At 66.1% G+C, this 26,007-nt stretch carries 25 protein-coding genes; 12 read left to right on the top strand and 13 right to left on the bottom strand.

Going from position 1 to position 26,007, the window contains the following annotated elements:
• Positions 1-74: 74 nt before the first annotated feature.
• Both QNI11_RS23395 and QNI11_RS23390 read right to left on the bottom strand, forming a co-directional pair.
• Positions 75-1,247, bottom strand: coding sequence for a muconate/chloromuconate family cycloisomerase (locus QNI11_RS23395; protein WP_283983631.1), 1,173 nt, complete (start codon positions 1,245-1,247; stop codon positions 75-77).
• A 75-nt stretch (positions 1,248-1,322) separates the two neighbouring features.
• Positions 1,323-2,192: an intradiol ring-cleavage dioxygenase gene (locus QNI11_RS23390; RefSeq protein ID WP_283983630.1), complete on the bottom strand. Its 870-nt coding sequence runs from the start codon at positions 2,190-2,192 to the stop codon at positions 1,323-1,325.
• A gap of 231 nt (positions 2,193-2,423) precedes the next feature.
• On the opposite strand from QNI11_RS23390, the gene QNI11_RS23385 reads away from it, so the two are divergent.
• The gene (locus QNI11_RS23385) at positions 2,424-2,798 is read left to right on the top strand and encodes a hypothetical protein (protein ID WP_283983629.1); all 375 of its coding nucleotides are present in this window, start codon (positions 2,424-2,426) and stop codon (positions 2,796-2,798) included.
• Positions 2,795-3,652 carry an alpha/beta fold hydrolase gene (locus QNI11_RS23380; RefSeq protein ID WP_283983628.1) on the top strand — a complete coding sequence of 286 codons (858 nt, stop codon included), beginning with the start codon at positions 2,795-2,797 and terminating at the stop codon, positions 3,650-3,652. Before QNI11_RS23385 ends, QNI11_RS23380 begins: the two co-directional genes overlap by 4 nt.
• 193 nt (positions 3,653-3,845) lie before the next feature.
• Here QNI11_RS23380 and QNI11_RS23375 read toward each other — a convergent pair whose 3' ends face one another.
• The 3 genes from QNI11_RS23375 to QNI11_RS23365 are packed head-to-tail and all read right to left on the bottom strand — an operon-like array spanning position 3,846 to position 6,553.
• Entirely contained in the window at positions 3,846-4,331 is a 486-nt protein-coding gene (locus QNI11_RS23375; RefSeq protein WP_283983627.1) for a flavin reductase family protein, read from the bottom strand.
• The gene (locus QNI11_RS23370) at positions 4,328-4,942 is read right to left on the bottom strand and encodes an FAD synthetase family protein (protein WP_283983626.1); all 615 of its coding nucleotides are present in this window, start codon (positions 4,940-4,942) and stop codon (positions 4,328-4,330) included. Before QNI11_RS23370 ends, QNI11_RS23375 begins: the two co-directional genes overlap by 4 nt.
• Before the next feature lie 60 nt (positions 4,943-5,002).
• On the bottom strand, positions 5,003-6,553 hold the full coding sequence (locus tag QNI11_RS23365; RefSeq protein WP_283983625.1) for a 4-hydroxyphenylacetate 3-hydroxylase N-terminal domain-containing protein: 1,551 nt from the start codon (positions 6,551-6,553) through the stop codon (positions 5,003-5,005).
• A 184-nt stretch (positions 6,554-6,737) separates the two neighbouring features.
• On the opposite strand from QNI11_RS23365, the gene QNI11_RS23360 reads away from it, so the two are divergent.
• Entirely contained in the window at positions 6,738-7,445 is a 708-nt protein-coding gene (locus QNI11_RS23360; protein ID WP_283983624.1) for an IclR family transcriptional regulator, read from the top strand.
• A 173-nt stretch (positions 7,446-7,618) separates the two neighbouring features.
• Here QNI11_RS23360 and QNI11_RS23355 read toward each other — a convergent pair whose 3' ends face one another.
• From QNI11_RS23355 to QNI11_RS23345, 3 genes are all read right to left on the bottom strand, one after another.
• Positions 7,619-8,527 carry a LysR substrate-binding domain-containing protein gene (locus tag QNI11_RS23355; RefSeq protein WP_283983623.1) on the bottom strand — a complete coding sequence of 303 codons (909 nt, stop codon included), beginning with the start codon at positions 8,525-8,527 and terminating at the stop codon, positions 7,619-7,621.
• Positions 8,528-8,629: 102 nt separating this feature from the next.
• Positions 8,630-9,907, bottom strand: coding sequence for an FAD-binding oxidoreductase (locus tag QNI11_RS23350; RefSeq protein WP_283983622.1), 1,278 nt, complete (start codon positions 9,905-9,907; stop codon positions 8,630-8,632).
• Complete coding sequence (locus QNI11_RS23345; RefSeq protein WP_283983621.1) at positions 9,904-10,272, bottom strand: hypothetical protein; 369 nt, start codon at positions 10,270-10,272, stop codon at positions 9,904-9,906. The genes QNI11_RS23350 and QNI11_RS23345 overlap by 4 nt, the downstream gene beginning before the upstream one ends.
• 95 nt (positions 10,273-10,367) lie before the next feature.
• On the opposite strand from QNI11_RS23345, the gene QNI11_RS23340 reads away from it, so the two are divergent.
• The 8 genes from QNI11_RS23340 (at position 10,368) to QNI11_RS23305 (ending at position 18,755) form a co-directional block, all read left to right on the top strand.
• Positions 10,368-11,273: a LysR substrate-binding domain-containing protein gene (locus QNI11_RS23340; protein WP_283983620.1), complete on the top strand. Its 906-nt coding sequence runs from the start codon at positions 10,368-10,370 to the stop codon at positions 11,271-11,273.
• Between the two features lie 546 nt (positions 11,274-11,819).
• Positions 11,820-13,319, top strand: a complete 1,500-nt coding sequence (locus QNI11_RS23335; protein ID WP_283983619.1) for an ABC transporter substrate-binding protein — start codon at positions 11,820-11,822, stop codon at positions 13,317-13,319.
• A gap of 56 nt (positions 13,320-13,375) precedes the next feature.
• On the top strand, positions 13,376-14,317 hold the full coding sequence (locus QNI11_RS23330) for an ABC transporter permease (protein ID WP_100931550.1): 942 nt from the start codon (positions 13,376-13,378) through the stop codon (positions 14,315-14,317).
• The gene (locus QNI11_RS23325) at positions 14,317-15,177 is read left to right on the top strand and encodes an ABC transporter permease (protein ID WP_283983618.1); all 861 of its coding nucleotides are present in this window, start codon (positions 14,317-14,319) and stop codon (positions 15,175-15,177) included. The genes QNI11_RS23330 and QNI11_RS23325 overlap by 1 nt, the downstream gene beginning before the upstream one ends.
• Positions 15,178-15,180: 3 nt before the next feature.
• On the top strand, positions 15,181-16,296 hold the full coding sequence (locus tag QNI11_RS23320; RefSeq protein ID WP_283983617.1) for an amidohydrolase/deacetylase family metallohydrolase: 1,116 nt from the start codon (positions 15,181-15,183) through the stop codon (positions 16,294-16,296).
• Positions 16,293-17,288 (top strand): ABC transporter ATP-binding protein, encoded by a 996-nt coding sequence (locus QNI11_RS23315; protein ID WP_283983616.1) that lies wholly within the window; start codon positions 16,293-16,295, stop codon positions 17,286-17,288. The genes QNI11_RS23320 and QNI11_RS23315 overlap by 4 nt, the downstream gene beginning before the upstream one ends.
• Positions 17,285-18,244, top strand: coding sequence for an ABC transporter ATP-binding protein (locus QNI11_RS23310; RefSeq protein WP_100931554.1), 960 nt, complete (start codon positions 17,285-17,287; stop codon positions 18,242-18,244). Before QNI11_RS23315 ends, QNI11_RS23310 begins: the two co-directional genes overlap by 4 nt.
• Positions 18,234-18,755, top strand: a complete 522-nt coding sequence (locus QNI11_RS23305; protein WP_283983615.1) for a RidA family protein — start codon at positions 18,234-18,236, stop codon at positions 18,753-18,755. The genes QNI11_RS23310 and QNI11_RS23305 overlap by 11 nt, the downstream gene beginning before the upstream one ends.
• On the opposite strand, the gene QNI11_RS23300 is transcribed toward QNI11_RS23305, so the two are convergent.
• Positions 18,746-19,528: an IclR family transcriptional regulator gene (locus tag QNI11_RS23300; RefSeq protein ID WP_283983614.1), complete on the bottom strand. Its 783-nt coding sequence runs from the start codon at positions 19,526-19,528 to the stop codon at positions 18,746-18,748. The two genes, QNI11_RS23305 and QNI11_RS23300, sit on opposite strands and share 10 nt — an antisense overlap.
• A gap of 68 nt (positions 19,529-19,596) precedes the next feature.
• Between QNI11_RS23300 and QNI11_RS23295 the strand changes: the two genes are divergently transcribed.
• Positions 19,597-20,814: an aminotransferase class V-fold PLP-dependent enzyme gene (locus tag QNI11_RS23295; protein ID WP_283983613.1), complete on the top strand. Its 1,218-nt coding sequence runs from the start codon at positions 19,597-19,599 to the stop codon at positions 20,812-20,814.
• Positions 20,815-20,962: 148 nt separating this feature from the next.
• Here the strand turns inward: QNI11_RS23295 and QNI11_RS23290 are convergent, their stop codons facing one another.
• The 4 genes from QNI11_RS23290 to QNI11_RS23275 all read right to left on the bottom strand — a co-directional run bounded on the left by QNI11_RS23290 (position 20,963) and on the right by QNI11_RS23275 (position 25,845).
• Positions 20,963-21,730: an IclR family transcriptional regulator gene (locus QNI11_RS23290; protein WP_283983612.1), complete on the bottom strand. Its 768-nt coding sequence runs from the start codon at positions 21,728-21,730 to the stop codon at positions 20,963-20,965.
• Positions 21,731-21,860: 130 nt separating this feature from the next.
• Positions 21,861-22,946, bottom strand: a complete 1,086-nt coding sequence (locus QNI11_RS23285; RefSeq protein ID WP_283983611.1) for an extracellular solute-binding protein — start codon at positions 22,944-22,946, stop codon at positions 21,861-21,863.
• A 47-nt stretch (positions 22,947-22,993) separates the two neighbouring features.
• Positions 22,994-24,769 (bottom strand): ABC transporter permease subunit, encoded by a 1,776-nt coding sequence (locus QNI11_RS23280; protein WP_283983610.1) that lies wholly within the window; start codon positions 24,767-24,769, stop codon positions 22,994-22,996.
• Positions 24,766-25,845 (bottom strand): ABC transporter ATP-binding protein, encoded by a 1,080-nt coding sequence (locus tag QNI11_RS23275; protein ID WP_283983609.1) that lies wholly within the window; start codon positions 25,843-25,845, stop codon positions 24,766-24,768. Before QNI11_RS23275 ends, QNI11_RS23280 begins: the two co-directional genes overlap by 4 nt.
• Positions 25,846-26,007: the final 162 nt, after the last annotated feature.

Here is a 26,007-nt window from a genome sequence, read left to right as displayed (position 1 = left end):
TGCCCCCGCTCCTGCGGAGCCCCCCGAGGTATTTGCGGCCAAGATGAAGGGTTTGGGGGCCCGTTTGTGTCGGGTCAGGACTTGCGGGTGGCGGCGTCGAGGGCGTCGGGGTCCACCGTGATGCCGAGGCCGGGACCCTTGGGCGTTTCGATGTGGAAGTCGCGGTAAATGATGCCGCTCTTGGTCAGGTCGCGTTGCAGGATCGAGGGGCCGAAGTGTTCGCAGCCCCATTCCAGCGTGGGCAGGGTGGCGAAGACGGCCAGGTGGGCCGCGGCGCCGATGCCGGATTCGAGCAGGCAGCCGCCGTAGAGTTCGAGGCCGAAGGCGCTGGCGACGGCCGCGGCGCGCTTCATCTCTTGCAGGCCGCCGGATTTCACCAGCTTGAGCGAGTAGACCGAACCGGTGGCGGCCACGGCGTTCTGCACGAGGTCCTGCGTGGAGAAGGCGGCCTCGTCGGTCATGATCGGGATCGGGCTGCGCTGCGCCACGCGGGCGGTGGCGTGCAGCAGGCCGGGCTTCAGCGGCTGTTCGATCAGGGCGATGCCCATCTCGGCCAGCTCCGGGGCGTAGCGGATGAAGGTGGCCTCCGACCAGCCCTGGTTGATGTCGACGACCATTTCCGTGCCCGCGGGCATGGCCGACATGATGCGGCGCAGGCGAATCATGTCCTCGCGCGGTTCATGGAAACCCAGCTTGATCTTGAAACGGCGGTGCAGGCGGGCGGCGAGCTTGGCCTGCGCCTCCTCGATCTCCTGTTCGGCGTCGCCCGAGGCGAGGGCCCAGAGCACCTCGATCCGGTCGCGGACCGTGCCGCCGAGGAAGGCTGTGGCGGGCAGGTCGAGCGACTTGCCGGCGGCATCGTAGAGCGCCCCCTCGACCGCGGCGCGGGCGGATGTGTTGCGGCTGACCGCCTTCTTCATCTTCAGCGCGTTCAGTTCGAAGTCGAGCGCGGAGCCCTCAAGCAGCGCCGGTGTGATGTAGGTGTCGATGTTGGCCTTGATCGCCTCCACGCTTTCCTCGGACCAACGGGGGCCGCCAAGGGTACTGGCCTCGCCGTAGCCCGTGGTGCCGTCGGCCAGCGTCGCCTCCACGATGACGAAGGACTGGTGGGTCAGCTCGGTGTTCGACAGCTTGTGGCGCCGGGTGGTGACGCAATCGACGATGCGCGTCCTGATCGCCTTGATGGCGGTGCCGCGGGCGGTCGCGCCGCCAAGGTCTACAACCGCTGCCGTGCGGGATGCGCTCATGTCCGTGGTCCTGTCGTCGGGAATTGGGTCTGGTGGGGACCCGCGCGGCGGTTGTCCGCCGCGCGGGGCAGGCCGTTACTCGGCGGCCATGGCCAGCTTCTGGTCGGCCAGCACGAAGTCGAACTGCACGTGGAGGTCGGTGCCGTGGTCGGCGTCGGCCTTGCGGAACTCGCCGATCAGGTTCTCCTTCACGGCGAAGACCGAGTCGTTGTCGAGGTAGTCGGAGGAGGCGTCGTAGATCTGCGACACCAGCGGGCGGTAGCCCTCCTTGTTGACGACGACGTGGATGTGGCCCGGGCGCATGGTGTGGTGGCCCATGTAGGCGATCATCTCGCCCGCGGTCCAGTCGGACGGGATCGGGTAGGGCACCGGGCGCAGGGCGCGGTAGGCGTAATAGCCGTTCTCGTCGGTCTCGAACCGGCCGCGCAGGTTGTATTCCGGCTGCTCCGGGTCGTGGTTTTCATAAAGGCCGTTGGGTGCGTCTTCCCAGACGTCGATGATCGCGCCGGCGATCGGGGCGCCGGAGGCGTCCTTCACGTAGCCCTCGACGAAGACCGATTCCTCGTCATCGAAGTGCTTCTGCACGATGGAGGCGCCGTGCGGCAGGATCGGGGCGTTCTCGCGGAAGAAGGGGCCGAGCACGGTGCCGGTGGTCTCGCCGTTGGGGGTCGGGTTCGACAGCATGTCGCACAGCACCTCGACGCCGAGGATGTCGCCCAGCAGGATGAACTCCTGCCGCTTGTCGGAGCACACGGCCCCGGCCCGGGCGAGGAAATCGCAGGCCTGCATGAATTCGCCATGCGTCAGGTTCACGTCCTTGCAGAAGCCGTGCAGGTGCTTGACCAGCGCGGTCATGATCTCCTTCTGGCGGGCGGGAATGTCGCTGCTGGCGCCGATGGCGTCGACGACGACGTCGGTGACGTTCTCTACGGTCACGTTGCGCATTGGGATCCTCCTCCTCTTGCGTCTTGTCGGGGCGGCTGGGGTGCCGGTGGTGTCTGGTGGGGCGACTGTGCACCCTTGCCGGGCATCGGGGAAGCCGGGGGCCGGGTATCGGGCGATATCGAAAAGGTCTTGGCCGTGTCGCCTTGGAGGGTATCGCGTCATACCTTTCGGCCCGCTGTGCGGCGCGCCATGCTGCGCGCGACTGGAACAGGGCCTGACAGGGGAGGACCCATGCACGACACGCTGGCACGGATCACGGCAGAGCTTGAGCGCAGCCCGCATCTTCATCGCCTGGGCGCGCTGTTTTCGGAAACCGTGTTGCTGAAGGTGGACGGGCAGGAATTCTACCTGGTGTTCGAGAAGGGGCGCATCGACCGGATCGTGGAGGGGCCGTCGAAGAAGACGCCGTACCGTTTCGGCCTGATGACAGATGCCGACGCGCTGCGTGCCTTCTGGACCGCGCGGCCCGCGCCGGGGTTCCACGACATCTTTGCCATGGTGAAGATCGGCCGGGCGGAGATCGTCGGCGACATGCTGTGCCTCGTGAAGAACCTGCGGTTCTTCAAGGAGGTCCTGGCCCTTGGACGTGAAGGAGTGAACGCATGATCGAGCCGATTTGCGGACGGTACGTGACGGTCGAGGTCGCGGGCCGGAGCCAGCGCATCTACTTCGAGGAAGCGGGGCAGGGGCAGCCGGTGCTGTGCCTGCACACCGCCGGGTCGGACACGCGCCAGTGGCGGCACATCCTGAACGATGCGGAGATCACCGCGTCGCACCGGGTCATCGCCTTCGACATGCCATGGCACGGGAAGTCGCTGCCGCCGGAGGGCTTCCAGACCGAGGAATACCTGCTGACGACGGAGGTCTACATGCAGACCGTCCTTGCCGTGGCGGCTGCGCTGGGGCTGGACAGGCCGGTGCTGGCAGGCGTGTCGATGGGCGGGCGGATCGCGCTGCAACTGGCGGTGCACCACCCGGAGGCGTTCCGGGCCTTCCTGGCCATCGAGGCGTCGGATTTCCAGCCGGCGTGGTACGACATCGACTGGTTCCACCGGCCCGACGCGCATGGCGGAGAGATGGGGGCGGCGCTGGTGTCGACCAACATCTCGCCCTATGCACCGCTGGCGGAGCGCTGGAACACCCTTTGGATGTTCATGCAGTCGGGGCCGGGCGTGTTCCGGGGGGATCTCTCGTTCTACACGCAGGACGACAGCCTCGTGGGGCAGCTTCACCGGATCGACACGACCCGGACGCCGGTGCATTTCATCGTCGGGGCCTATGATTTCACCTGCACGCCGGAGGATGCGAAGCGCACCGCCGACCAGATCCCGGGGGCGACGCTTTCGGTGATGGAGGAGGTCGGGCACTTCCCGATGAGCGAGCATCCTGACGGCTTCCGCCCGTTCTTTGTCGACGGGCTGGCGCGGGTGACGGGTGCACGGGCGGCTGCGGCGGAGTAGAGTGTCGCTTGCCGGACATGGGATGGAAGGGAGCGGCCCGATTTGGGGCCGCTTTTCCTTTCGGGTTTTCGGGGTGAGGCATGGGGCCTGCATGGATTGCCTCTGAAGGCTGTGCGGTGCCCGGCATTGCCGGCACCATGTCATGCATGATCTCGCGAGCCGTCGCTTGCATTGAAGGCGCGCGAGGCAGGCCTCAGTCGGCCAGGCCGCCGAACTTGCCGCCGTGGAAAAGGAGCGGGCGGGCCCCGGACGCGCGTTCGAGACGGGTGACCTGTCCGATAAAGACCACGTGATCCCCGGCCTCCACGTCCTGCGCCACGTCGCAGACAAAGACCGACGCGGCGCCGGGCACCACGGGCAGGCCGTCCAGCTCCTCGAAGGGATCGGCGTGGTCGGGGTCGAAACGCCCGGCGAAGTGCATGGCCAGCTTCTCCATCTCGTCGGAAAGGATGCTGACCGCATAACGGCCGGAGGCGCGCACCTTGTCCAGGAGCTTGCACTTGTGGTCCAGCGAGATCGCGATCATCGGCGGGTCCAGCGACACCGACATGAAGGCGTTGGCGGTCATGCCGTGGTCGCCTTCCTCGGTCCGGGTGGAAATCACCGTCACGCCGGTGGCGAAGGCGCCGCAGGCATCGCGCAGGGCGCGGGGGTCGATATGTTCGAAGCGCACGTTCATGGCGTCGTCTCCTGGAATCTCAGGTCCTGGGTCAGCATCCGCCCGGTCAGGCAGGCGGCGCTCTCGAAGGGGCCTTGCAGGGCGCGGGCCTCTGCCAGTCTCCCGTCTGCACGTAGGGCGCGAATGCGTGTGGACGATACGGTTTCGCCCGCCGCGCAGATCACGGGTTGCGCGATGTTGACGTTGAAATGGCGCGACAAGAGGGCGGTGTCGCCGGACTGCCGGTGCCCGAACCGGAAGTCCGCGCCGACGTGGATCACCTGTGGGTTCACCCGGGCGAGGTCGCGCAGGAAGGTGTCGGCGCTTCGGGCGGCATAGAGACGGTCGAAGCGGGCGACCACGATCATGTCCGGGCCAAGCCGGGCGATGCGGGCCAGTTTCTCGTCCAGCGGGCAAAGTTGTGCGGCGCGGCCAAAGACCACCTTGGGCGGCGGGTCGAAGGTCCAGACGACAGAGGCGACATGCGCCCTCCGCGCCTGATCCACCGCGCCGCGGATCAGCGCCTGGTGGCCGCGATGCACACCGTCGAAGGCGCCGATGGCCATGACGGAGGCGGGCAGGGACGCCTGCCAGTCCGTCACGATGCGTGTCTGTTCTGCCTGAAAATCCATGATGGCCTCTTGCCTGTCAGACGCGGCCCGCCAAGCCCGGCGGACCGCATCCCGGAGGATTTACTGGAAGCCGCCCCTGAGGCGGTTCACGTCCCACGGGTTGATCATGTCGGCCACGTTCCAGCCGTCGAGGCCGTATTCCGACATGTACTCTTCCACGAGGTTCTGCATCATCTCCATCTCGCCGGTCGCCTGTGCGGTCAGCATGGTCTCGATGCGGATGTTTTCGTAGTTGCCGGCGTAGTTGCTTTCGTACAGCTCATGCCGACCGCCGAATTCGGAGCCCATCGCGTCCCAGAGCAGCTTCAGCAGCTTCACCCGGTCCACGGCGACCATGCCGTTCGACCCGCGCACGAAACGGTCGATGTAGGGGCGGATCTCCTCTGACCCGAAGTCCATCGCCGAGGAGGGCAGGTAGATCAGGCCGGAGGCCACGTGCCGCTCGATCAGCTCCTTGATGCGGCTGTAGGCCATGGGCGCGAAGACCCGGTAGGCGAGGCCGTAGTTGATGTTGGGCAGGACGTAGCCGCTGGTGCCTTCCCACGCGACGGGCGATTTCACCATCGCGTCGGATAGGCCCCAGAACAGGTTGCGCCAGGCGATGACCTCGCCCACCGCCGTCTGCGGTCCGCGGAAGACGCCGGAGCCTGTCGCCTCCAGTGCCTTGGAGAAAAGACCGGAAATGAAATCCATCTTGACCGCCAGCCGCGTCACGCCATGCAGGGTGAAGCGCGGGACAAAGCCCGAGGCCGGGAAGAAGGCGTTGATCTTCTCCACGTCGCCGTAGATGAAGATGTTCTCCCACGGGACGAGCACCTTGTCGAAGACGAGAATGGAGTCGTTCTCGTCCAGGCGGCTGGACAACGGGTAGTCGAAGGGTGTGCCCATCACCGCCGCGTTCAGCTCGTAGGAGGCGCGCGAGATCAGTTTAACCCCCTCGGCGCCCATGGGCGCGGTGAAGATCAGGGCGAACCTCTTCTCCTTGATGGGAATGCCGTAGTGGGCGATGAAGTTGTAATGCGTCAGCGCCGAGCCGGTGGCGACCACCTTGGCCCCCGACACGATCAGGCCCGCATCGGTTTCCTTCTCGACCTGCATGTAGACGTCGCCGGTTTCCTCGATGGGCAGGTGACGGTCGATCGGCGGATTGACGATGGCGTGGTTCCAGTAGTCCAGCCGCTCCTGCGTTCGGGCGTACCACATCTTCGCGTTCTCGGCGTATTCGCCGTAGAAGCTGCTGTTCGCGCCGAGCGTGCCGAGGAAGGCCGCCTTGTAGTCCGGTGCGCGGCCCATCCAGCCGTTCGCCACGCGCTGCGTCTCGGCGATGGCGTCGCGGCCGGCGATCAGGTCCTCCGCTGATTTCGGCCCCAGGAAGAACGGGTGCGTCCAGCCGCCCGACCCGGTGTCGGTGGGCCGTCCAAGCGTGTCCTTCTGCGCGTTCAGCTTGTCGTACCAGCGCGCCACCATGCGCGAGGAGTTGCGGAACGCGGGATGCTTCGTGACGTCCTTGACCCGCTCGCCATGGACATAGACACAGCGTCCGTCCTGAAGGCTTTCGAGGAATTCGGCGCCGGTGTAGGGTGCGGTGCCCTGTGTGGTGTGATCTTTCATCTTGTCCTCCCTTGGACCCGTCCGGAAATCGCTGATCGGGTTGGAGGGTATGAAAGGTCAAATCCGGCATTGCCTAAAGGTATCGGACCATACCGTGAGTTTATCCGTTATTACCGGATAGTGTGAATGAGTAATCAGTTGAGAAGGAGTGAACATGGGGACTATCCGGAAAGTCGGGAATATCATGCGGCTGTTCTCCGAAAAGGAGCCTGAGCTGGGTCTGTCGGACATCGCGCGTCGGATGAACCTGTCGACGAGCGGAACGCACGACCTGATGGACGGTTTGCGCAAGATCGGGATGGTGCAGCGCGTCGCGCGGGGGCGGTACAGGCTGGGGCCGATGATTGCCTCTCTCTACCGCGTGCTGATCGACACCTCCGCCCTGGTCGACACCGCCCGCCCGACGCTGGAGCGGCTGGTGGCTGACTACGGGGAGACGGTGCACCTGACGGTTCTGGACCGCTCGCGGCTGGTGGTGGCGGATGCCATCGAGGGCGGCAAGGCGTTGCGGGTTGCGCGCAGCATCCTCGACGACCTCGACGCGCACGAGACGCCGGTCGGCATGCTGCACCTGTCGGTCGCCGGGCGCACGCGGCAGGAGGCCTATTTCGCCGACCACGCCAACGGGCGTACGCCGCTGCTGCCTCCGGAACGGCGCGAGACGGACCTGGCCGCCATGGCGCGCGACGGCTTTGCCGCCGGGCCGGTCGCGACGGAGCGGGACGTGATCTGCACGGCGGCGCTCTTGCGCAACCACACGGAAATCCCCTTCGCGGCGGTCAGCCTCTGCATTCCCAAGGCGCGATACGACGAGCAGCCAAGGGCTTTCCGCACGATCTGCCAGACAGCGGCGGCCCGGATCAGCGCCGACCTAGGGTCATGCGCCGGGTGATCCGAATTACATAAGACGGATTATCCGCGCAGCGTCCCCCTCGGCGGCGCATTCAAAATGGGTTGGGACATCTCCGCTGTCTTGCTGGAAAGCAACGAGAGTGGAGATGGCCCGCACAGAGCTGGATTTGCGTGCGCCGCGCACCATCGAAGACCCGTTGGCCGGTTTGGGCACTACCCCCGGGCCAGCGGGCGGAACTGGACCTGGTCCACAAGCCAGTCGCAGAACGGCTTCACCTTTTCCTCGCGCCCTTCCGGGATCACCATGTGGTAGGCTTTCTGCGTTGCATGGGGCGCATCCAGAACGACCTTCAGCTCGCCGCCGGCGAGTTCCTTCTCGATGAGGTAGCGGGGCAGAAGCGCATACCCGAGACCGGCCTTCGCCGCCTCGATGGTGAGCGTGAACTGGTCGAAGGTATGGGCGATGCGCGTAAGGGGCGCGTCGACCCCGCAGCGCCCGAACCAGTCCGACCAGAGGTTTGGGCGTTCCGACAGGACGAGTTTGGGCGCTTCGATCAGGTCCTCGGGCGCGGAGGCGCGCGTCTGCCGCAGCGCACCGCCCACGACCGGAACGACGATTTCGCTGCACAGGTAGATGCACCTGGCCCCCGGCCAGTTCGGGTCGCCGAAGTGTATCGCGAGGTCGCATTGCTCGGCGGCCAGGTTGAACAGGCCCTTTCTCGTGGTGATGTCGAAGCTCGTGTTCGGGGCCTTGCCGATGTAGTCCACCAGACGCGGCGCAAGCCATCTATGGGCAAAGGTCGGCAGAGCGTTGATGGTCAGCAGCGTGTGGCCCGCGTCGGCGGCCTTGGCGTGACGCATGGTGACCTCGGCCATGCGCAGAAGCTGTGTGACCTCCCGAAGAAACGTCTCGCCGGTCGGTGTCATGATGACCCGGCCACGGACCCGCTCGAACAGGGGATGGCCGATCTGCTCTTCCAGTTCGCGGACCTGACGGCTGACAGCGCTTTGCGTCAGGGCGAGCTCGTCTGCGGCGCGGGTGAAGTTGCCGTGGCGCGCGGCGCTCTCGAACGTCTGCAACAGGCGCATGTCGGGAAGCTCCCGCCGAGAAAGGGTGGTCATGTCCGCTGCTCCGTCTGACTGGAAGCGCCTTGGCAACACGGGCGCCGTTCCCGTCATACCTCGAAACCTACCCGAAGGACGAATGCAAGCGTCACGATGGCGTCACCCCATGAGGCCGGGCCGGGTTGCATGGGTCAGCGATGCACCGAATTCGTAATAGGCGCCCATCAGCTTCTTGAAGCGTTCGGCGTACTTGCGGACAACCGGCAGAGGCAGTGCGTCGGGACCTTCCCCCAGAAGCGCCTTGGCCGCAGCCGTGCCGATGACGGTGCCGGGGCAAATGCCCCGTCCGGAGTAGCCGAAGACGGCGTAGGCGTCGGGGCCGAACTCGACGACCTTCGGAATATGGTCCCGGGTCATCGCGATCTTGCCCCGCCAGTGGTGCTCGAACGGAACGTCGCCCAGGTCGGGGTACAGGCGTTGCAACTTGCGGCGTGCCCATCGTGCGTGGATCTGCGCAGCCGGGCCGTCGGTGTTCCCCATGCCCCCCACGATGAGCCGGCCGCTTTCGTCCGTGCGGATCGACGACATGACCAGCGCGGTGTCCCAGCATCCCTCGCGCCCGGGCAGGACCTTTGCCCGCTGCGCTTCGGTCAGCGGTGCCGTGGCGAATTGACAGTAGTTCACCACGACGTATTCCGGCGCATAAGCGCCTTCGGCCAGCGTGTGGTAGGCGTTCGTTGCAAGAAGCAGGCGCTGCGCGGTGACGACCTCGCCATTGGCATGGACCCGCCAGGACTTCCCTGCCCTTTCGACTCGGGTGACCGGGCTGTTCTGGTAGATCTGAGCCCCCAGTCCGACGGCCGCGCGCCCCAGACCGTTGCAATAGGCCCGGGGCTGCACCGTGCCCGCCCTCGGATCCAGAAGCGCGCCGTGAAATTCGGTGCTGCCCGTGCGCCGGGTGGTTTCGTCCCGATCCAGGAGCTGCAAGGGCGCCCCGAAGCGGTTGCCCTGTCGAAAGCGGTTCTCGAGGTCGCGGAAACCGCCGGGCGCATGCGCCAGATGCAGGGTGCCGTTCTGAACGGCTTCACAGGCGATCCCGAATTCCTGCACGAGGGAAAAGACCGTCGCGGGGCCTTGGCCCAGCTCTTCGATCAGCCGCGTGCCCGCAGCCTCACCCATGGTCGCCACGACATCGTCCGGCGGCAGCCACAGCCCGGCATTCACCAGACCGACGTTGCGGCCGGAGCCGCCATGGGCAATCGTTTCGGCTTCGAGCACGATCACCGACGCGCCTGACCGCGCGGCCTGAAGCGCGGCCGAGCAGCCGGTGAAGCCGCCACCGATCACCACGAGATCGGCCTCTTTGCTGGACGAAAGCCGGGTCTCGGGGATGCCCTCGCCGTTCGTGTGTTCCCAAAGGATCCCTGCCGTGCTCATTGGGCTGCTCCCTTTGCCAGCGGCTGTTTCTGATCGGCGACCGGGGCCTGCGGAATGAATGCCTCCAACTGATCGAGCCCTGCCGGAAGCTCTTCCCCGGGATCGAGCGCGTCGGTCGGGTTCGAGGCTGCGTTCAACATGATCCAGCGCCTGCGGGGGGTCATCGCAGCATCCAGTTTCGCGACAGTCAGCCGAAATCGGTCGTCCATGTCGCAGGGCAGGACCACCGGCGTGTTGTTGGACAAAAGGACGGTGTCCTGTCCCGAGGCGCTCAGCTTTGCGGCGCGGTCCGGAAGCTGAACGATTTCGGAAACCTCCAACGAATGAGTTCTCTGCGCGTGGCGAAACGTTGGAACAGTCTGCATCAGAGCAAGTCTCCCATGGGATTTCATGAGAAAGTGCCGTACGGAGGCTTGTCCGAAAAGTGATTTGTGCGCACGAACCTTGGAGCTTTTGTCACATGTCGATCCCGCGACGCTTTCTTCCGACGATCAGCAGCCTGCGCGCGCTTGAGGCCGTGGATCGCCTCGGGACCGCTGTCGCGGCGGCGCGGGACCTCGACCTGACACATTCGGCAGTGAGCCGTCAGCTGAAGAGCCTGGAGGATCAGCTGGGCGTCAAACTTCTGATCCGCGAAGGCAAGGGGCTGCGCCTGACCTCGGCAGGGCGCAGCTACGCGCGGTCGGTGCGGGACTGTCTGGCCGACCTCGCGCAGGCCAGCTTGCAGCTCCGTGCTGCGGGCGACCGAAATGCCCTGAGTTTGGCGATCCCGCTGACCTTCGGGCTCTATTGGCTCGATCCGCATCTGGGGGCGTTCCTGCAAGCGCACCCGGAGGTGCACATCAACCGGACCACGCGGAACAGCCCGTTCGATTTCGCCGCGGAAAAATTCGATGCGGCGGTCCATTTCGGCACCGCGGACTGGCCGGGGGTCGAATTTCTTCCCCTCGCGCGCAATCGCCTTGTGCCGGTCGCGCGCCCGGACACGGGCCTGCCCGATACGGTGACCCCCGCCGATCTCCTCCGGATGCCCTTGCTGCACCTGTCGAGCCGGCCGGGCGCCTGGGAAAGCTGGTTCCTGCAGCAGGACGTGGCGCCGGGCCACCTGCGCGGCGCGCTGTTCGACCAGTTCCTGTCGCTTGCCAACGCGGCGACGTCGGGCCTTGGCGTGGCGCTCCTGCCGGATTTCCTCGCCGACCGGGAACTTCAGTCCGGCCGGCTGGTGCGGGTGGGTCCGGCATTCGAAGATCCGGGGAGCTTTTACTACCTTGTCTGGCCCCAGGAGGCCGAGCCAAGTGGCGAGCTGAGACTGCTGATCGAGTTCTTGCGGCGGCGCAGCGATGTCCGACCTGCCGAGAGCGCCTGAAAGGCGGGGTATGGAGCACCAGAATTTCCGAACCGCGCCCGGATTGCGGTTCCCCTGAGAGAGGGCCGTGTCCCTCACGACTTCACCTGAAGTGATCCGCAGCGGCATCTGGTCCGGGGCAAACCCGCTCTGTCGAGGCGGTGCTGATCTTTCGGCGCTTTTCGGGATGGGACGGTGTCGTCGGGCGGCTTCAACAGCGAAGGTTGTTGATGAGAGTCGGCTTTCGAGATGGGTCAGAAGCTGTCCGCCGGTCCGGATGAACGGCAGATCGCCGCGTCCGACAGGGTCCGGAAAGTCGACACGTCAGGGCGTCACGAAGGCCGCGGACCGGAGACGCAAAACAACGTGGTTCGATCAATAAACCAAGGCCTTTCATACGCGGCATACAACCTTGATGGTCATCCTTGGCTGATGTTGGCCGCACCTGTTTTCTGGTTCGCCCAATCCCGCTATGATCTCCAGTTATGGAGTATAGTTGACTGCTGTGTACTGATTCCGACCTTATGAGGGGACAAGAACAAATCAAACAACCCAGGGAAAAACGTCATGATCCACCGTTCCAGACTCTTCCTGACCGCCGCTGCCACGGCGCTTCTTGCCGCGCCGCTGAGCGCCGAGACGCTCGATGTGGCCATCATCGGTGAGCCGGATACATTCGATCCGATGGTGTCCACGAAGGACGTCGTCAGCATCGTCACGCAGCACTTCGTGGAAACGCTCTTTACCTTCGACGACACATGGTCGGTCGTGCCTCTGCTGGCCGCCGAGATGCCGGAGATCAGCGAGGACGGCCTGACCTACGTGATCCCGCTGCGCGAAGGCGTGACCTTCCACGACGGGTCTTCCATGGACAGCGCGGACGTGAAGGCGTCGCTCGACCGCTGGCTCGAAGTGGCGAGCCGGGGCAAGGGCATCGCCGACAAGGTCTCTTCCGTCGAGGCGACCGGACCGAACGAGATCACGCTGACGCTCTCGACGCCCTACGCGCCGCTGATGTCGCTCTTGGCCTTCTCGAACTCCGCCGCCGCGATCTACCCCGAAGAGATCATCGCGCCCGAGATCGAGACCGTGATCGGCACCGGCCCCTACAAGCTGGAGGCGCATCAGCCCGACCAGTACACCCAGCTCGTCCGCTTTGACGGCTACACCCAGCCGACCGGGGCCGCCGAGCGCGCGCAGACGCCGGACGAGATCCGCTTCATCCCGGTGCCGGATGGCAACACCCGGGTCGAGGGTCTGCTCTCCGGGCAGTTTGCCTATGCCGACGGGCTGTCGACCGAGGCCTACGACCGCATCGCGGAGTCGGAAGGCGCGGAGCCGGTGCTGCTGGAGCCCTTCGGCTGGCCGGTCTTTGCGATCAACCACAAGAAAGGCCTGATGACGGACCTCACGATCCGCAAGGCCGTGCAGGCCGCCCTGCCCTTCGACGACATGCTGTTTGCCGCCTTCGGCGACGAGAAGTTCTTCCAGACCGATGGCGCGATGTACCCCGAGGGCTGGGCGTGGCGGTCGGATGCCGGTGTCGAGCTGTACAACCAGAACGACCAGGAGAAGGCCAAGGGTTACCTCGAAGAGGCGGGCTATGACGGTGCGCCGCTGCGCATCCTGACCTCGCGCCAGTACGAGTTCCACTACCAGATGGCCGAAGTCGCCCGCATGGCGCTTGAGATGGCTGGCTTCACGGTCCAGATGGACGTGGTGGACTGGGCGACGCTGGCGCAGAACCGCGACAACCCGGACCTGTGGGACATCTACATCACCCATTCGCCCTTCCTGCCGGAACCGGCGCTGACCTCCTCATTCTTCGCCACCGCGCGTGAGGGCTGGAACAACCCCGAAAAGAACGCGATCCTCGACCGCTTCACCTCGGAAAGCGATCCGGAGAAGCGCAAGGCAGTCTTTGCAGAGCTGCAGCAGATCGTGCTGGAAGACGTGGGCCTGATCAAGGTCGGCAACTTCAACGCGCTGCAGGGCAAAGCCGCGGGTCTGGAAGGCGTCGCGCCTTCGCCGTGGCCGGCCTTCTGGAACGCGAAGATGGCCGAGTGACCTGACAATCGGCCGGTCCCTTGCGGGGCCGGCCATTCCAGCCGGAACAAGAACACATGCGCAGATATCTGGCCAACCGCTTCGCAGGCATGATCGTGGTGATCTTTCTCGTGCTCACCATCGCCTTCGTGCTCGTCCGTCTCGCCCCGGGCGATCCGGCAAGCCTCATGCTCGGCCCCGATGCCACGCCCGAGGAAGTCGACGACCTGCGCGTCCGGCTTGGCCTCGACCGTCCGATCACGGTGCAATACTTCACCTTCCTCGCCAACGCCGTGCAAGGCGACCTCGGCACCTCGCTGTTCTTCGATCAGCCGGTGGTGCAGGTGCTGGCCGACCGTGCGGAGCCGTCGATCTTCCTCGCGCTTTTCTCCCTCGTGGTGGCGCTGGTCATCGCGGCACCCATCGGCATCTGGGCCGCCTACCGGCGCGGGTCGGCCGGGGACCAGATATCGGTGACGTCTGCCATGCTTGCGGCCTCGGTCCCGTCCTTCCTGACCGGCCTGCTGTTCCAGCGGTTCCTGGCGACCGACCTCGGCTGGTTCCCAGTCTCGGGCTATGGCGGACCGGAGGCGGATTTCGCAACGCGCATGGGCCACCTGGTCCTGCCTGCCATCACGCTCGGCATCACCAATTCCGCGCTTATCCTGCGGTTCACCCGTGCCTCCATGCTGGACATCCTGGGCGAGGACTACGTGCGCACCGCCCGCGCCAAGGGCATGACCGAACGTCGCGTGGTCCTGCGTCACGCGCTGAAGAACGCGGGCATCCCCATCATCACCGTGGTCGGCCTGACCTTTGCGCTGCTGGTGTCCGGCGCCGTGGTGACGGAACGGGTGTTCAACCTGCCGGGCATGGGCAATCTCGTGGTCAACGCGGTGCTGCGGCGCGACTACCCGGTGATCCAGGGGACGCTGATCGTGGTCGCGGCGCTTTATGTGCTGGTGAACCTCGCCACCGATCTTCTTTACCTCGTCGTCGACAAACGGGTGAAATACTGATGAGCGGTTCCCTCTCCGAAGCGCCCCCGGGCCTCATGCGGCAACTCTCGGCGCGTCCCTCCGTCATGGGTGCGCTGGTGATGTTCGTCCTGATCGTGCTTGCCTGTTTCCTTTTGCCCACACTGGGGATCACCGAGATCGGCGGCATGTCCGTGCGCAGCCGTCTCTCGGCCCCCGGAACCGGCGGATACGTCCTTGGCGCCGATGCCTTCGGACGCGATCTGCTGGGCCGGCTGCTTGTTGCCGGGCAGACCTCGCTGATGATCGGCCTCGGTGTCGCGGCGCTGTCCACGCTGCTTGGCGTGATCCTGGGGCTTGTCGCCGGGTTCTTCCGCAAGCTGGACACCGCGCTGTCCCGGCTGATCGACGCGATGATGGCCTTCCCCGACATCCTGCTTGCGCTGTCGCTCGTGGCGATCTTCGGCGGCACCATGGGCAACGTCATCCTCGCGCTTTCCGTCGTCTACACGCCGCGCATCGCCCGTATCGTGCGCGCCTCCACCCTCGTCATCCGCGAACTGCCCTTCGTGGAGGCGGCCCGCGCCCTTGGCACCGGGACGCCCGCGATCATGCTGACCCACGTGCTGCGCAACATCCTCTCGCCGATCCTCGTGCAGGCCACCTTCATCTTCGCCTATGCCATGCTGGCAGAGGCGGGCCTCAGCTTCCTCGGCGTTGGTGTCGATCCCAAGACGCCGACCTGGGGCATCATGGTCAACGAAGGGCGGCAGTTCATCGACAACGCCTTCTTCCTCATCCTCTTCCCGGGCATCGCCATCGCGCTTTCCGTCCTCTCGCTCCAGATCGTCGGAGACGGCCTGCGCGATGCGCTCGATCCCAGACTTGCCAAGGAGACCTGACTTATGGCGCTCACCCTGACCAACTTCCGGGCCACCGGCTTCGACCGGGCGCCGGAGGCGATCCATGTCGCCGATGACGGCACCGTGGCGGCTTCTGCCATTGCGGACGCCGAGGTGCTCGACCTGAACGGCGCGTATCTCTCGCCGGGCTGGTGCGACCTGCACGTGCACGTCTGGCACGGCGGCACGGACATCTCCATCCGCGCGTCGGAGGCAGGCCGCCCCACCGGCGTCACCGCCATGGCTGACGCAGGGTCGGCGGGCGAGGCGAGCTTCCACGGGCTGCGCGAATACGTGATCGAGCCGCAGTCCGAGACCATCAAGGCCTTCCTCAACATCGGCTCCATCGGACTTGTCGCCTGTAACCGCGTGCCGGAACTGATCGACTGGCGGTCGATCGACATCGACCGGACGCTGGAGGTGATCGAGGCCAACCGCGACGTGATCTGCGGCATCAAGGTGCGCGCGTCGGGCGTCATCGTGGGCAGCTGGGGCATCACCCCCGCCAAGATCGCCAAGCGCGTGGCCGAGATGACCAACCTGCCGCTCATGGTGCACGTGGGCGAGCCGCCCCCGCTGATCGACGAGGTGTTCGAGATCCTCTCGCCCGGTGACATCGTCACCCACTGTTTCAACGGCAAGCCCGCCGGGTCGATCCGCGACACCGAGGCGCTGTTCCGCATGGCGCAGGACCTCGCGGCGCGTGGCATCCTCATGGACATCGGCCACGGCGGCGCGTCGTTCAACTTCAAGACCGCGCGCGACTCCATCGCCGACGGCCTGCGGCCCTTCTCGATCTCCACCGATCTGCACAAGCATTCGATGGCGAGCCCGGTCTACGACATGTCGACGACGCTCTCGAAACTGCTGGCGGTGGGTTTGCCGTTCGACGACGTGGTGGAGGCCTCGACCAACGCGCCACGGTCCGTGCTGGGCCTGTCGGGCAAGGACGGTTTGACCCCGGGGATGCGCGCGGACTTCACCGTCTTCGACCTCGAGGACTGCGCCATCGACGTGCTGGACAGCCAGGGCAATGCCATGGTGATGGACAAGGTCTTCGAACCGCGTGGCACCGTGCTGGGCTGCGATTTCCAGCAGGCGGCGCGCAGGCTCCCATGACCGAACCGATCCTGACTGTCGACGGGCTCACCGTCGCCTTCGGCAAGGGGCGCCGCGAACTGACCGCCCTGCGCGACGTCAGCTTCAGCCTTGCGCGGGGGCAGACGCTGGCGCTGGTGGGCGAAAGCGGTTCGGGGAAGTCGGTGACCTCGCTGGCGCTGATGGGGCTGCTGCCGCCCTCGGGCCGGGTTGTGTCGGGCGACATGCGGTTCACCACGCGGGACGGGGTAAGCCACGATCTGAACAGGCTGAGCCAGGCAGAGCGCCGGGCCCTGCGCGGTCCCGGCATGTCGATGATCTTCCAGGAGCCGATGAGTTCGCTCAACCCGCTGTTCACCGTCGGCGACCAGGTGGGGGAGATGCTGCTTCTGCACGAGGATCTCGACAGCAAGGCGATCCGCAAGCGGACCATCGAGATGCTGGACCTCGTGGAGATCCCCGGCGCGGCGCAGCGGGTGGATTCCTATGCGCACGAGCTTTCGGGCGGGATGCGGCAGCGCGTGATGATCGCCATGGCGATGATCTGCAACCCGGCGCTGCTGATCGCGGATGAGCCGACCACCGCGCTCGACGTGACGATCCAGGCGCAGATCCTCGACCTGATGCGCCGCCTGCAGAAGGACATGGACATGACGATCCTGTTCATCACCCACGACATGGGCGTCGTTGCGGAGATGGCGGACGAGGTGGCCGTCATGTACTCCGGCACGGTGGTCGAGCAGGCGGGCGTGGATGCGCTCTTCGATGCGCCGCGTCATCCTTATACGCAAGGCCTGCTGCACTCGATCCCGCACCCGGATCCGAGGGTTCAGGACCGTCTCGTGCCGATCCCCGGTTCGGTGCCGCCGCTCTCCGCCCGCCCGCCCGGCTGTGCCTTTGCGCCGCGCTGCGCCTTTGCCCAGGACGCCTGCATGTCGCCGGTCCCGCTGGAGACCAAGGCCCCCGGCCACCGGTCCGCCTGCATCTTCGACCACGCGGGAGAAGCCGCATGAGCCCGCTTGTCAGCCTGCGCAACCTCACGAAGCGGTTCCAGACCGGCTCCGGCACCGTCCACGCGGTCGAGGACGTGTCGCTCGACATCCCGAAGGGCGCGATCATGGGCCTTGTCGGCGAGAGCGGTTCCGGCAAGACCACGCTGGGCCGGACGTTGCTGCGCCTTGTGGAACCGACCTCCGGGCAGGTGATCTTTGACGGGCAGGACATCACCGCCCTGCCCCCGCGCGAGATGCGCGAGATGCGCCGCCGGATGCAGATCATCTTCCAGGACCCGGTGTCTTCCCTCAACCCGCGCCTCAAGGTCGGCGACCTCGTTGCCGAAGGGCTGAAGGCCTTCGATATCGGCACGCGGCGCGAGCGGCGCGACCGTGTGGCGGCCCTGCTGGAGGAGGTCGGCCTGTCTCCCGACCACATGGACCGCTATCCGCATGCCTTCTCCGGCGGTCAGCGCCAGCGCATCGGCCTTGCCCGCACGCTCGCGCTCGAACCGGAGTTTATCGTGGCCGACGAAAGCGTCTCTGCGCTCGACGTCTCGATCCAGGCGCAGGTGCTGAACCTGCTGCTCGACCTGCGGGAAAAGCGCAACCTGACCATGCTGTTCATCGCCCACGACCTGTCCGTGGTGAATTACCTCTGCGACCAGGTGGCGGTGATGTATCTCGGGCGGCTGATGGAGGTGGGTCCGGTAACCGACGTGCACCGCGCCTCCGGCCATCCCTATACCCGCGCGCTCAATTCCGCGATCCCGCTGCCCGATCCGCGCGCGCCGCGCGACCGCGTGGCGCTGCAGGGCGATATCCCGAGCCCGCTGTCGCCGCCCTCTGGCTGCGTCTTCCGCACGCGCTGTGCCTTTGCCGAAGAGAGTTGCGCGCGCGGAACGCCCGAGGCCCATGCGCTCGCCCCAGATCACCTGACCTATTGCAAGATTCCCGAGGTACGACATGTCCAGTGAACCCGCCACCCTCTCTGAAACCCCGGGCGCGGAGACACCGGAAGCGCGTCTGCAAAGCCTGAACCTCGGCCTGCCGTCGCGTGCGCCGACGCCCATCGGGGCCTTCACCAATGTGCGCGTGGCGGCGGGGCTGATCTATGTATCGGGCCAGGGCCCGGTGGAGGCGGACGGGACGCTCCGGCGCGGCAAGGTCGGCTCCGAAGTCACGGCAGAGGAGGCGCGGACACATGCCCGCCTCGTCGCCATCAACATTCTCGCCGCGTTGCGCGACCACCTGGGATCGCTCGACCGGGTCAAGGGTGTGGTGAAACTGCTCGGCATGGTGAATGCCGATCCGGATTTCGAACGCCATCCCTTCGTGATCGACGGCGCATCGGACCTGCTTGGCGCGGTATTCGGCGCCTCGGGCGTGCATTCGCGTTCCGCTTTCGGCGTGGGATCTCTGCCCAACCGCATCACGGTCGAGATCGAGGCCATCTTCGAACTGGCCTCCGAGCAGGGTCAGCCGTGACGCAGGCCAAGCGCCTTTTCGACGTCCCGCGCCGCCGCCCGCACTTCGCGGGCCACCATCTCGAACTTCTCTTCCACCCGGTGCTTGGGCATCACCACGGAGAGGGTCAGCCGGCATTCGCCGTCGAAGTCCCGGATCGGCGCGGCGATGCAGGCGACCTGGTCTTCCGAGGTGTCGATCTGCACCGAGAGGCCGTCGAGGAAGTCCTTGCGGCTGATCTCCGACAGCCGCTGCGGATCGGTTTCGGCAAGCCCGGTGGACGACGGCCGCGCGCAGGCACGGAACACCTCGAGCCGCTTGGCGTCGGGCAGGTGCCCGATCAGGAGCCGTCCGGAGGCCGTCCAGTTCAGCGGAACCCGGGTGCCTACGTCGGATGTGACGCGGAACGGCCCGGCGGAGCCTTCCGCCATGGCCACCACCTGCATCATGCCCTCGTCGCGGGCGCAGATCTGGACCATCTCGCGGACGCGTTCGTTCAGCGCGAACATCGCCCGTTCCGCCTCGCCAAACGCGTTCATCCGGGCACGGTAGGTCAGCCCGTAACGCATCAGCCTCGGCCCGAGCCAGACGCGATCGTCCGAGGTGCGCGTCAGCATCGCCCGCTCGATCAGTTCGTCCACGATCTTGTAGACCGTCGAGGGCGGCGCGCCGCTGGCCTTCGCCAGCTCGTAGCCCGTCATCGGCCCGTGGCGCTCTGTCAGGATGTCGAGGATCTGCAGCGCGCGGTCGAGGCCGCTGGTGCGGGTGCGGCGGGGTTCGGTCGTGTCGCTCATACGGATCTCCATGACTGGGGATCATAAATCATAACTATGGAATACTGCGCAAGCTGAAAGGGTGTCCCATGCGGAAGAACGAAGAATACGGGGTGGACTGGAGCTGGCACGATGCCAACGGGCTGGGCCGCGTGGTCAATGTCTCGGGGACGATGACCTCGCTTGGCGGTTCGGTGACGAGCAAGAGGGTGGCCGAGGCCACGGCGGCGGTCATGCCGCGCTTCGTCAAGATGCATGAACTGCAGGCGCGGGCGTCCGAGGTGATCGCACGGCTGACCGGCGCCGAGGCGGGTTTCCTGACGGCCTCCGCCAGCGCGGGGATCACGCTTGCCATTGCCGGGTGCCTGACCGGCCTTGACCCGGCGAAGGTCGAGGCGCTGCCGCTGGAGCCGGGCCCGGACAATGGCGTGGCGGTGCAGATGGGGCATCTGTGCGAATACGGTGCGCCGGTGGCGCAGGCCGTGGCGCTGGCTGGCGGCAAGCTGCATATCGTCGGGCAATCGACCCTGACCCGCGATTACCAGCTCGAAGCTGCGCTCGAAGGCGCCTGTGCCGCGCTTTACGTCGTCTCGCATCACGTGGTCGACTACGGGATGATGCCGCTCGACCGCTTCGTGGAGATCTGCCACGCAAAGGGCGTGCCGGTGATCGTCGATGCGGCGTCCGAATACGACCTGACCGGGATGCTGGCCAAGGGGGCGGACATCGCGATCTACTCCGGGCACAAATTCCTCGGCGGGCCGACCTCGGGCATCGTCGCCGGGCGGCGCGATCTGGTGCGCGCGGCCTACCTGCAGAACATCGGGATCGGGCGCGGGATGAAGATCGGCAAGGAGAGCATCGCCGGCGCCATCGCCGCGATGGAGCAATGGCTGGAGCGCGACCATGCCGCCGTCCGGGCCGAGGAAACCCGGGCGCTGGAGATGTGGCAGGCGGCCTGCGCCCTGCCCGGCATCACAGCCCTGCCCCTGCCGGATCCCACCGACAACCCGCTCGAACGGTTGCGGGTCTTTGTCGATCCTGCAAAGGCGGGCGCCTCTGCCGCACAGTTCGCGGTGGCCTTCGGCCGGCTCGATCCGCCCATCGTGGTTCGGGGGCACGAAGTCGAGAAAGGCTATTTCGACCTCGATCCCTGCAACCTCACGCCGGGCCAGGCCGAGCTGGTGCGCGATGCGCTGCCCCGCGTCCTTTCGGCCCCGGAAGAGGCGTCGGCAATCGATGCGCGCACCGCACATTCGGACACGCGCAACGGGGGCACGCAGTCCTACCTGGACTGGCTGTCCTGAGCCGGTCGCGGACAGCCGCTGGCGGTCTGCGCATTTGACGGCGGCGGAGGCATGGCGTGTCGAAATACGCGCCATGCCGAAGAACGACCAAAGGGGGTGTCAAGCAGGGCGCCGGCGCTCGGCAATGCGGTTTGCCAGCCGCCCTTGGTCAGTTCGCCGACCGGTCCGGTTCGATGTAGCCCAATGCCGCCGAAATCTTGCGGGCGGCTTCCACGACATGGGGGGCGAAGGCGTCAAGCTTCTCCTGGGTCATGCGCAGATCCGGGCCGGACACGCCGACCGCGCCCGCGAGATCGCCCTGCGGGCCGAGAACGGCGCAGGCGCAGGCCGCGATGCCCTCGCGCCATTCTCCGTGCGGGACCTGCGCAAATCCAGCGCGCCTCACCTCGTCGACGGAGCGGTACAGCGCGTCCATCGTGGTGATGGTGGTCGGGGTGAATGCCTCCAGCTTGTAGCGGAAGCGTTCAAGGTAGGAATCCGGCATCTGGGCCAGCATCGCCTTGCCGGTCGCCATGGTGTAGGCGGGCGCCCTTTGCCCGACGTGGGTGTGCGCCCGGATGTGATGGCTGCTTTCGATCTTGTCCAGGTAGACGACATCGGTCTCGTCCAGGGTCGACAGGTGCACCGTCTCGCCGGTCAGTGCGGCCAGTCGTTCCATGGCGGGACGTGCGACACTGGTCAGGTCGATGCGACGGATCACCTGGCTGCCGAGTTCCCAGATCTTGGTCGTCAGCTCGTAACCGGAATGCCTGGGGTCCTGCCGCACGTAGCCGTGCATGGACAGCGTGGTCAGGAGCCGGTGGACGTTGCTCTTGGTCAGCTCGAGCTCTGCAGCCAGTTCCGTCACGCCGCGCGGTCCGTCGCTGTAGGCCAGTGCCTCGATCAGCCGAAGCCCCTTGATGAATGCCTTGTCCATGTCCCCCACTTCGTCTTCTGGCCGGTCCCTGTCGGGCAGGTGTCCGGTCCGCAGCACCATGCCAGCAGGCGGCCTAACAAGGCAACGGCCGCAGTTTCACCCGCGGCCGCCCTATTGCCTTGGCCTTTGCCTACTGCGCAAGCAGCGCGTTCAGCTGTTCCTGGCCGTATTCCTCGTTGGTCATGTCGCCGTGACCCGACGCGGCGCCCCAGTATTCCGGGCTCCACTCGATGGCCTTCTCCATGTTCTCGGGACGGTTGGCCCAGTAGCGGCTGATCTCCGGGTCCGCCTTTTCGTAGACCAGAGAAGAGGGCAGCGCGACCGGGTAGGTCGAGGTCAGTTCCGCCGCACGTTCCGCATCAAGCCGCCAGGACAGCAGCTTCAGTGCGTTCTCGTAGTTCGGAGCGCCCTTCGGGATCGAGAAGAAGTCATAGTACACGAAACCCTCGTTCCACTCCACTTCGATCGGTGCGCCTTCGAGGGCGAGGATCGAGGTCGAGCCGGTGTAGGCCATGCACATGTCCGCCTCGCCATCCAGCAGTAGCTGCGGCGACTGTGCCGATGTGGTCCACCACTTGGTCACATGCGGCTTGATTTCCTCCAGCTTGGCGAGCGCCCTGTCCATGTCGAGCGGATACAGGTCTTCCTTCGCCACGCCGTCGGCCATCAGCGCTGCTTCCATGTTGAAACGCGGCCATGCGGGCATGCAGCGCTTGCCCGGGAAGGCTTCGACGTCCCAGAAGTCCGCCCAGCTGTCAGGCACGTTGTCGCCGCTGTAGACGTCGGTGTTGTAGACCAGCCCGACACCGATGACCTGGAGCGCCACGCCCTTGGGACGCTTGAGGTTGTCCGGCATCGTCGCCAGCGTTTCCTTCGCCTCGTCGGAGAGCGCGTCATAGTCGATGTCGGCAAGGCAGCAGTCGCCCAGCAGCTTGGTCTCCTGGTCGAAGATGAAGGTCAGGTCCCACTCGGCCTTGCCGGCTTCGACCTGCGCCTTGATCCGCGGGCCGGAGCGGGCTTCCTGGACGGTGATCACGTCGATGCCGGTCTCGTCCTCGAAGCTGTCGTACATCACCGAGCGCAGGGCGTCGCCGTAGCTGCCGCCGGGATCCTGCATGATCACCTCGTCCGCCGCGGCGGTCTGGACAGAGACCCCCATCAGGGCCGTGATCGCCAGCGCCGAGGCGCCCGTCCGTCTCCAGTTGTTACCAGTCATGTCTTCTCCTCCTTCATTGATCGTTATGGTCTTGTCGTTGTCGGTCTTCAGCGGGCCCGGGTCAGAACCGGGCGCGCCAGGATGATGCCGCCGACCACCAGCAGGACCTCGAGGGTCGAGACCACGGCGAGCACCGGGTTGAGCTGATAGTTGATGTCCCCCCAGAGCATCAGCGGCAGGGTCTTCATCCGCGGGCTGGACAGGAACAGCGTCAGGACCAGCTCGTCGAAGGAATGCAGGAAGGCAAAGAACACCGCCGCCCCGATCCCCGGCGCGATGGCCGGGAGCGTCACGGTGCGGAACACCGTCAGAGGAGAGGCGCCATGGACCGCGGCGCTCTGTTCGAGCTGGCGGTCGACGCCCTGCAGCGAGGCCGCGACGATCACCACCACGATGGGAATGCCGTTGATCGAATGCGCGGCGGCAAGGCCCCAGTAGGTGCCCACCATGTCGAACTTCAGGAACAGGCTGTAGAGCGACAGGCCCAGCACCACGGGCGGCACGATCATCGGGCTGACAAGCAGCAGCATCAGGGTCGACTTGTGCCGGATCGTGCTGCGGACGATGCCCATGGCCGCGGCCGCGCCCAGCGTGACCGAGATCCCGGCCGAGATCACCGCGATCCCGAGGGAGTTCCAGAAGGCCGACATCCAGTTGCGGTCGGAGAAGAACTTCTCGTACCAGCGCAGCGAATAGTCGGGCGGCGGGAAGGTCAGGTAGCTGGCCTTGCTGAACGAGATGATCATGACGACCACGATCGGCAGGACCAGCGTCGCCACGATCAGGCCGCCGACGATCCGGACCGTCCAGGCTCCCCAGCGCGCATTCAGATGCCCCATCAGGCGCAGGACCGGCCAGCCGATAAGGTCGGCGGCGGTTGCCCGCAGACCTCCGGGGCGTTTCCCGGGGGTGCGGATGTGCTTGAGCTTCGGCGCGGGCTGACGGTTGCCGCCCCAGATGAACTCGAAGCCAAGGAACCGGCCCGCGACGGCCACCGTAATCAGCGTGATGACCAGAAGCACCACGGCCAGTGCCTGCAGGAAACCTTCGCCGGTGATCGTGTCTGCCTGCTGCGTGATGTGCATGGCAAACATCATGTCGCCGGGCCCGCCCAGCAGGGTCGGCGTGATGAAGAACCCCAGCGCCTGGACGAATACCAGCAGGAAGCCCGCCCCGATCCCGGGCAGGGTCAGCGGCAGAAGCACGCGCCAGAAGGCGGCCAATGGTCCCGCCCCGTTCGCCAGCGCCGCACGCAGCAGCGCAGGGTCGAGGCGCGACAGGCTGGAATAGATGCTCAGCACCATGATCGGCAGAAGCACCGCCGACATCCCCAGGAGAACGCTGCCCCGGTTGAACAGCAGGCCCAGCGGTTCGTCGAAGGCGCCGATCCAGACCGCGAACTTGTTGATCGGGCCGTTCCGTCCCAGCAGCACCATCCAGGCGTAGGTGCGGATCAGGATGGCGATGAAATACGGCAGGATGATCGCCGTCGCGACGAGAACCTGGGTGATCCCCTTGGTCCGCTGGATCAGCAGCGCCGCGGGCAATCCGAAGACCGCGCACAGCAGCGCCACGGTGAAGGCGATACGCATCGTGCGCACGAGCGAGTCGAGGTAGAGCGGCGTCGAGAAGACCCGGGCAAGGTCGGCCCACCAGGGCGCGCCTTCGACACTGGTCCGCACCAGGTCGACAAGCGGCATCAGGTACATGAAGCCCAGGAAGGCCAGGGCCGGGACCAGCAGCATGGCAGGGTCGGTCAGCCGCGCCTTCACCCGCTCGGCGACCGGGCGGCGCGGAAAGGCAGAGGCGGAAAGATCGGTCATGCGATCACCCAGCCGTCTTCGGCGCCCCAACTGACATGCTGCACGCTGCCGATCGCGGGCAGGGCATGGCCCGCGCGGTCAGGGCACCGCACCAGCAGCAGCTCGCCGCTGTCCAGTTCGATCTCGATCCGCAGAACCTCGCCCAGAAACAGCGCCGAGACGACCCGCGCGGGGATCGTGCCCGGCCCCGCGGTGTCGGTCAGGCGCAGACGTTCGGGCCGCACGAGCACGGTGACATTGCGGCCCGTGACCTCATCCCGCGATTCCGCGCGGAACTGGTGGCCGGTGCGGGTCCGCAGCGTCAGGGCGCCCCCTTCGCGGCGCAGGATCTCGGCCTCGATCAGGTTGCTTTCACCGACGAAGCCCGCGACGAAGCGGTTGCGCGGGCGGCGATAGATCTCTTCCGGCGAAGCGACCTGCACGATCTTGCCCTGCTCCATCACCGCGATGCGATCCGACATGGTCAGCGCCTCGCTCTGGTCGTGCGTCACGAAGAGGAACGTGCTGCCGATGGCCTGGTGCAGGGCGCGGATTTCGATCTGGATCTCTTCGCGCAGGCGGCGATCCAGCGCGCTCAGCGGCTCGTCCATCAGCACGACCTTCGGCCGCATCACGATGGCGCGGGCGATGGCGACACGCTGCTGCTGCCCGCCCGACATCTCGGAGGGCTGTTTGGACGAGTGTTCGGCCAGGCGCATCATGTCCAGCGTCTCGGCCACGCGGCGGTCGCTCTCGGCGCGGTTCACGCCCGCCATCCGCATCGGGAAGGCCACGTTCTGGGCGACGGTCATGTTCGGGAACAGCGCGTAGCTCTGGAAGACCATGCCGAAGCCGCGCTTGTGCACCGGCACGCCATGGATCGGCTTGCCGTCGACGACGATCCCGCCGCTGTCGATCGACTGGAACCCGGCAAGGAGGTTCAGCAGCGTGGTCTTGCCGCTGCCGGAGGGGCCGAGGAGCGTCACGAATTCCCCCGGTTCGATGTCGAGCGATATACGGTCCGCTGCCGTGAAGGCGCCGTATCGCTTGGTCACCTCGCGGATGGAAATGCTGGATCCGATTGCGCTTGAACTCATGGGTCCTGCCGCCGGCGGGTCGAGAGCCGCGATTTCTTCCTGCTGAGCCAGGGTCACCTTCACCTCCTCCGTGTTCCAAATTATAGAACATTGTATTGCCAAATATCATTCGTTCGGATTCTCGATCTGTCAATGTCTGATTTCAGGTCAAGATTTCGGGGA

It is taken from the genome of Sagittula sp. MA-2 (assembly GCF_030126985.1).
In the GTDB taxonomy this organism is placed as follows: Bacteria; Pseudomonadota; Alphaproteobacteria; order Rhodobacterales; family Rhodobacteraceae; genus Sagittula.
The sequence above is the reverse complement of the archived record's forward strand: the minus strand, read 5'-3'. Positions and strand labels throughout refer to the sequence as shown.

Excerpts from the sequence above, each read along its gene's own strand:
- QNI11_RS23395 (WP_283983631.1), bottom strand. The coding sequence starts at position 1,247 with ATGAGCGCATCCCGCACGGCAGCGGTTGTAGACCTTGGCGGCGCGACC.
- QNI11_RS23390 (WP_283983630.1), bottom strand. The coding sequence starts at position 2,192 with ATGCGCAACGTGACCGTAGAGAACGTCACCGACGTCGTCGTCGACGCC.
- QNI11_RS23385 (WP_283983629.1), top strand. The coding sequence starts at position 2,424 with ATGCACGACACGCTGGCACGGATCACGGCAGAGCTTGAGCGCAGCCCG.
- QNI11_RS23380 (WP_283983628.1), top strand. The coding sequence starts at position 2,795 with ATGATCGAGCCGATTTGCGGACGGTACGTGACGGTCGAGGTCGCGGGC.
- QNI11_RS23375 (WP_283983627.1), bottom strand. The coding sequence starts at position 4,331 with ATGAACGTGCGCTTCGAACATATCGACCCCCGCGCCCTGCGCGATGCC.
- QNI11_RS23370 (WP_283983626.1), bottom strand. The coding sequence starts at position 4,942 with ATGGATTTTCAGGCAGAACAGACACGCATCGTGACGGACTGGCAGGCG.
- QNI11_RS23365 (WP_283983625.1), bottom strand. The coding sequence starts at position 6,553 with ATGAAAGATCACACCACACAGGGCACCGCACCCTACACCGGCGCCGAA.
- QNI11_RS23360 (WP_283983624.1), top strand. The coding sequence starts at position 6,738 with ATGCGGCTGTTCTCCGAAAAGGAGCCTGAGCTGGGTCTGTCGGACATC.
- QNI11_RS23355 (WP_283983623.1), bottom strand. The coding sequence starts at position 8,527 with ATGACCACCCTTTCTCGGCGGGAGCTTCCCGACATGCGCCTGTTGCAG.
- QNI11_RS23350 (WP_283983622.1), bottom strand. The coding sequence starts at position 9,907 with ATGAGCACGGCAGGGATCCTTTGGGAACACACGAACGGCGAGGGCATC.
- QNI11_RS23345 (WP_283983621.1), bottom strand. The coding sequence starts at position 10,272 with ATGCAGACTGTTCCAACGTTTCGCCACGCGCAGAGAACTCATTCGTTG.
- QNI11_RS23340 (WP_283983620.1), top strand. The coding sequence starts at position 10,368 with ATGTCGATCCCGCGACGCTTTCTTCCGACGATCAGCAGCCTGCGCGCG.
- QNI11_RS23335 (WP_283983619.1), top strand. The coding sequence starts at position 11,820 with ATGATCCACCGTTCCAGACTCTTCCTGACCGCCGCTGCCACGGCGCTT.
- QNI11_RS23330 (WP_100931550.1), top strand. The coding sequence starts at position 13,376 with ATGCGCAGATATCTGGCCAACCGCTTCGCAGGCATGATCGTGGTGATC.
- QNI11_RS23325 (WP_283983618.1), top strand. The coding sequence starts at position 14,317 with ATGAGCGGTTCCCTCTCCGAAGCGCCCCCGGGCCTCATGCGGCAACTC.
- QNI11_RS23320 (WP_283983617.1), top strand. The coding sequence starts at position 15,181 with ATGGCGCTCACCCTGACCAACTTCCGGGCCACCGGCTTCGACCGGGCG.
- QNI11_RS23315 (WP_283983616.1), top strand. The coding sequence starts at position 16,293 with ATGACCGAACCGATCCTGACTGTCGACGGGCTCACCGTCGCCTTCGGC.
- QNI11_RS23310 (WP_100931554.1), top strand. The coding sequence starts at position 17,285 with ATGAGCCCGCTTGTCAGCCTGCGCAACCTCACGAAGCGGTTCCAGACC.
- QNI11_RS23305 (WP_283983615.1), top strand. The coding sequence starts at position 18,234 with ATGTCCAGTGAACCCGCCACCCTCTCTGAAACCCCGGGCGCGGAGACA.
- QNI11_RS23300 (WP_283983614.1), bottom strand. The coding sequence starts at position 19,528 with ATGAGCGACACGACCGAACCCCGCCGCACCCGCACCAGCGGCCTCGAC.
- QNI11_RS23295 (WP_283983613.1), top strand. The coding sequence starts at position 19,597 with ATGCGGAAGAACGAAGAATACGGGGTGGACTGGAGCTGGCACGATGCC.
- QNI11_RS23290 (WP_283983612.1), bottom strand. The coding sequence starts at position 21,730 with ATGGACAAGGCATTCATCAAGGGGCTTCGGCTGATCGAGGCACTGGCC.
- QNI11_RS23285 (WP_283983611.1), bottom strand. The coding sequence starts at position 22,946 with ATGACTGGTAACAACTGGAGACGGACGGGCGCCTCGGCGCTGGCGATC.
- QNI11_RS23280 (WP_283983610.1), bottom strand. The coding sequence starts at position 24,769 with ATGACCGATCTTTCCGCCTCTGCCTTTCCGCGCCGCCCGGTCGCCGAG.
- QNI11_RS23275 (WP_283983609.1), bottom strand. The coding sequence starts at position 25,845 with ATGAGTTCAAGCGCAATCGGATCCAGCATTTCCATCCGCGAGGTGACC.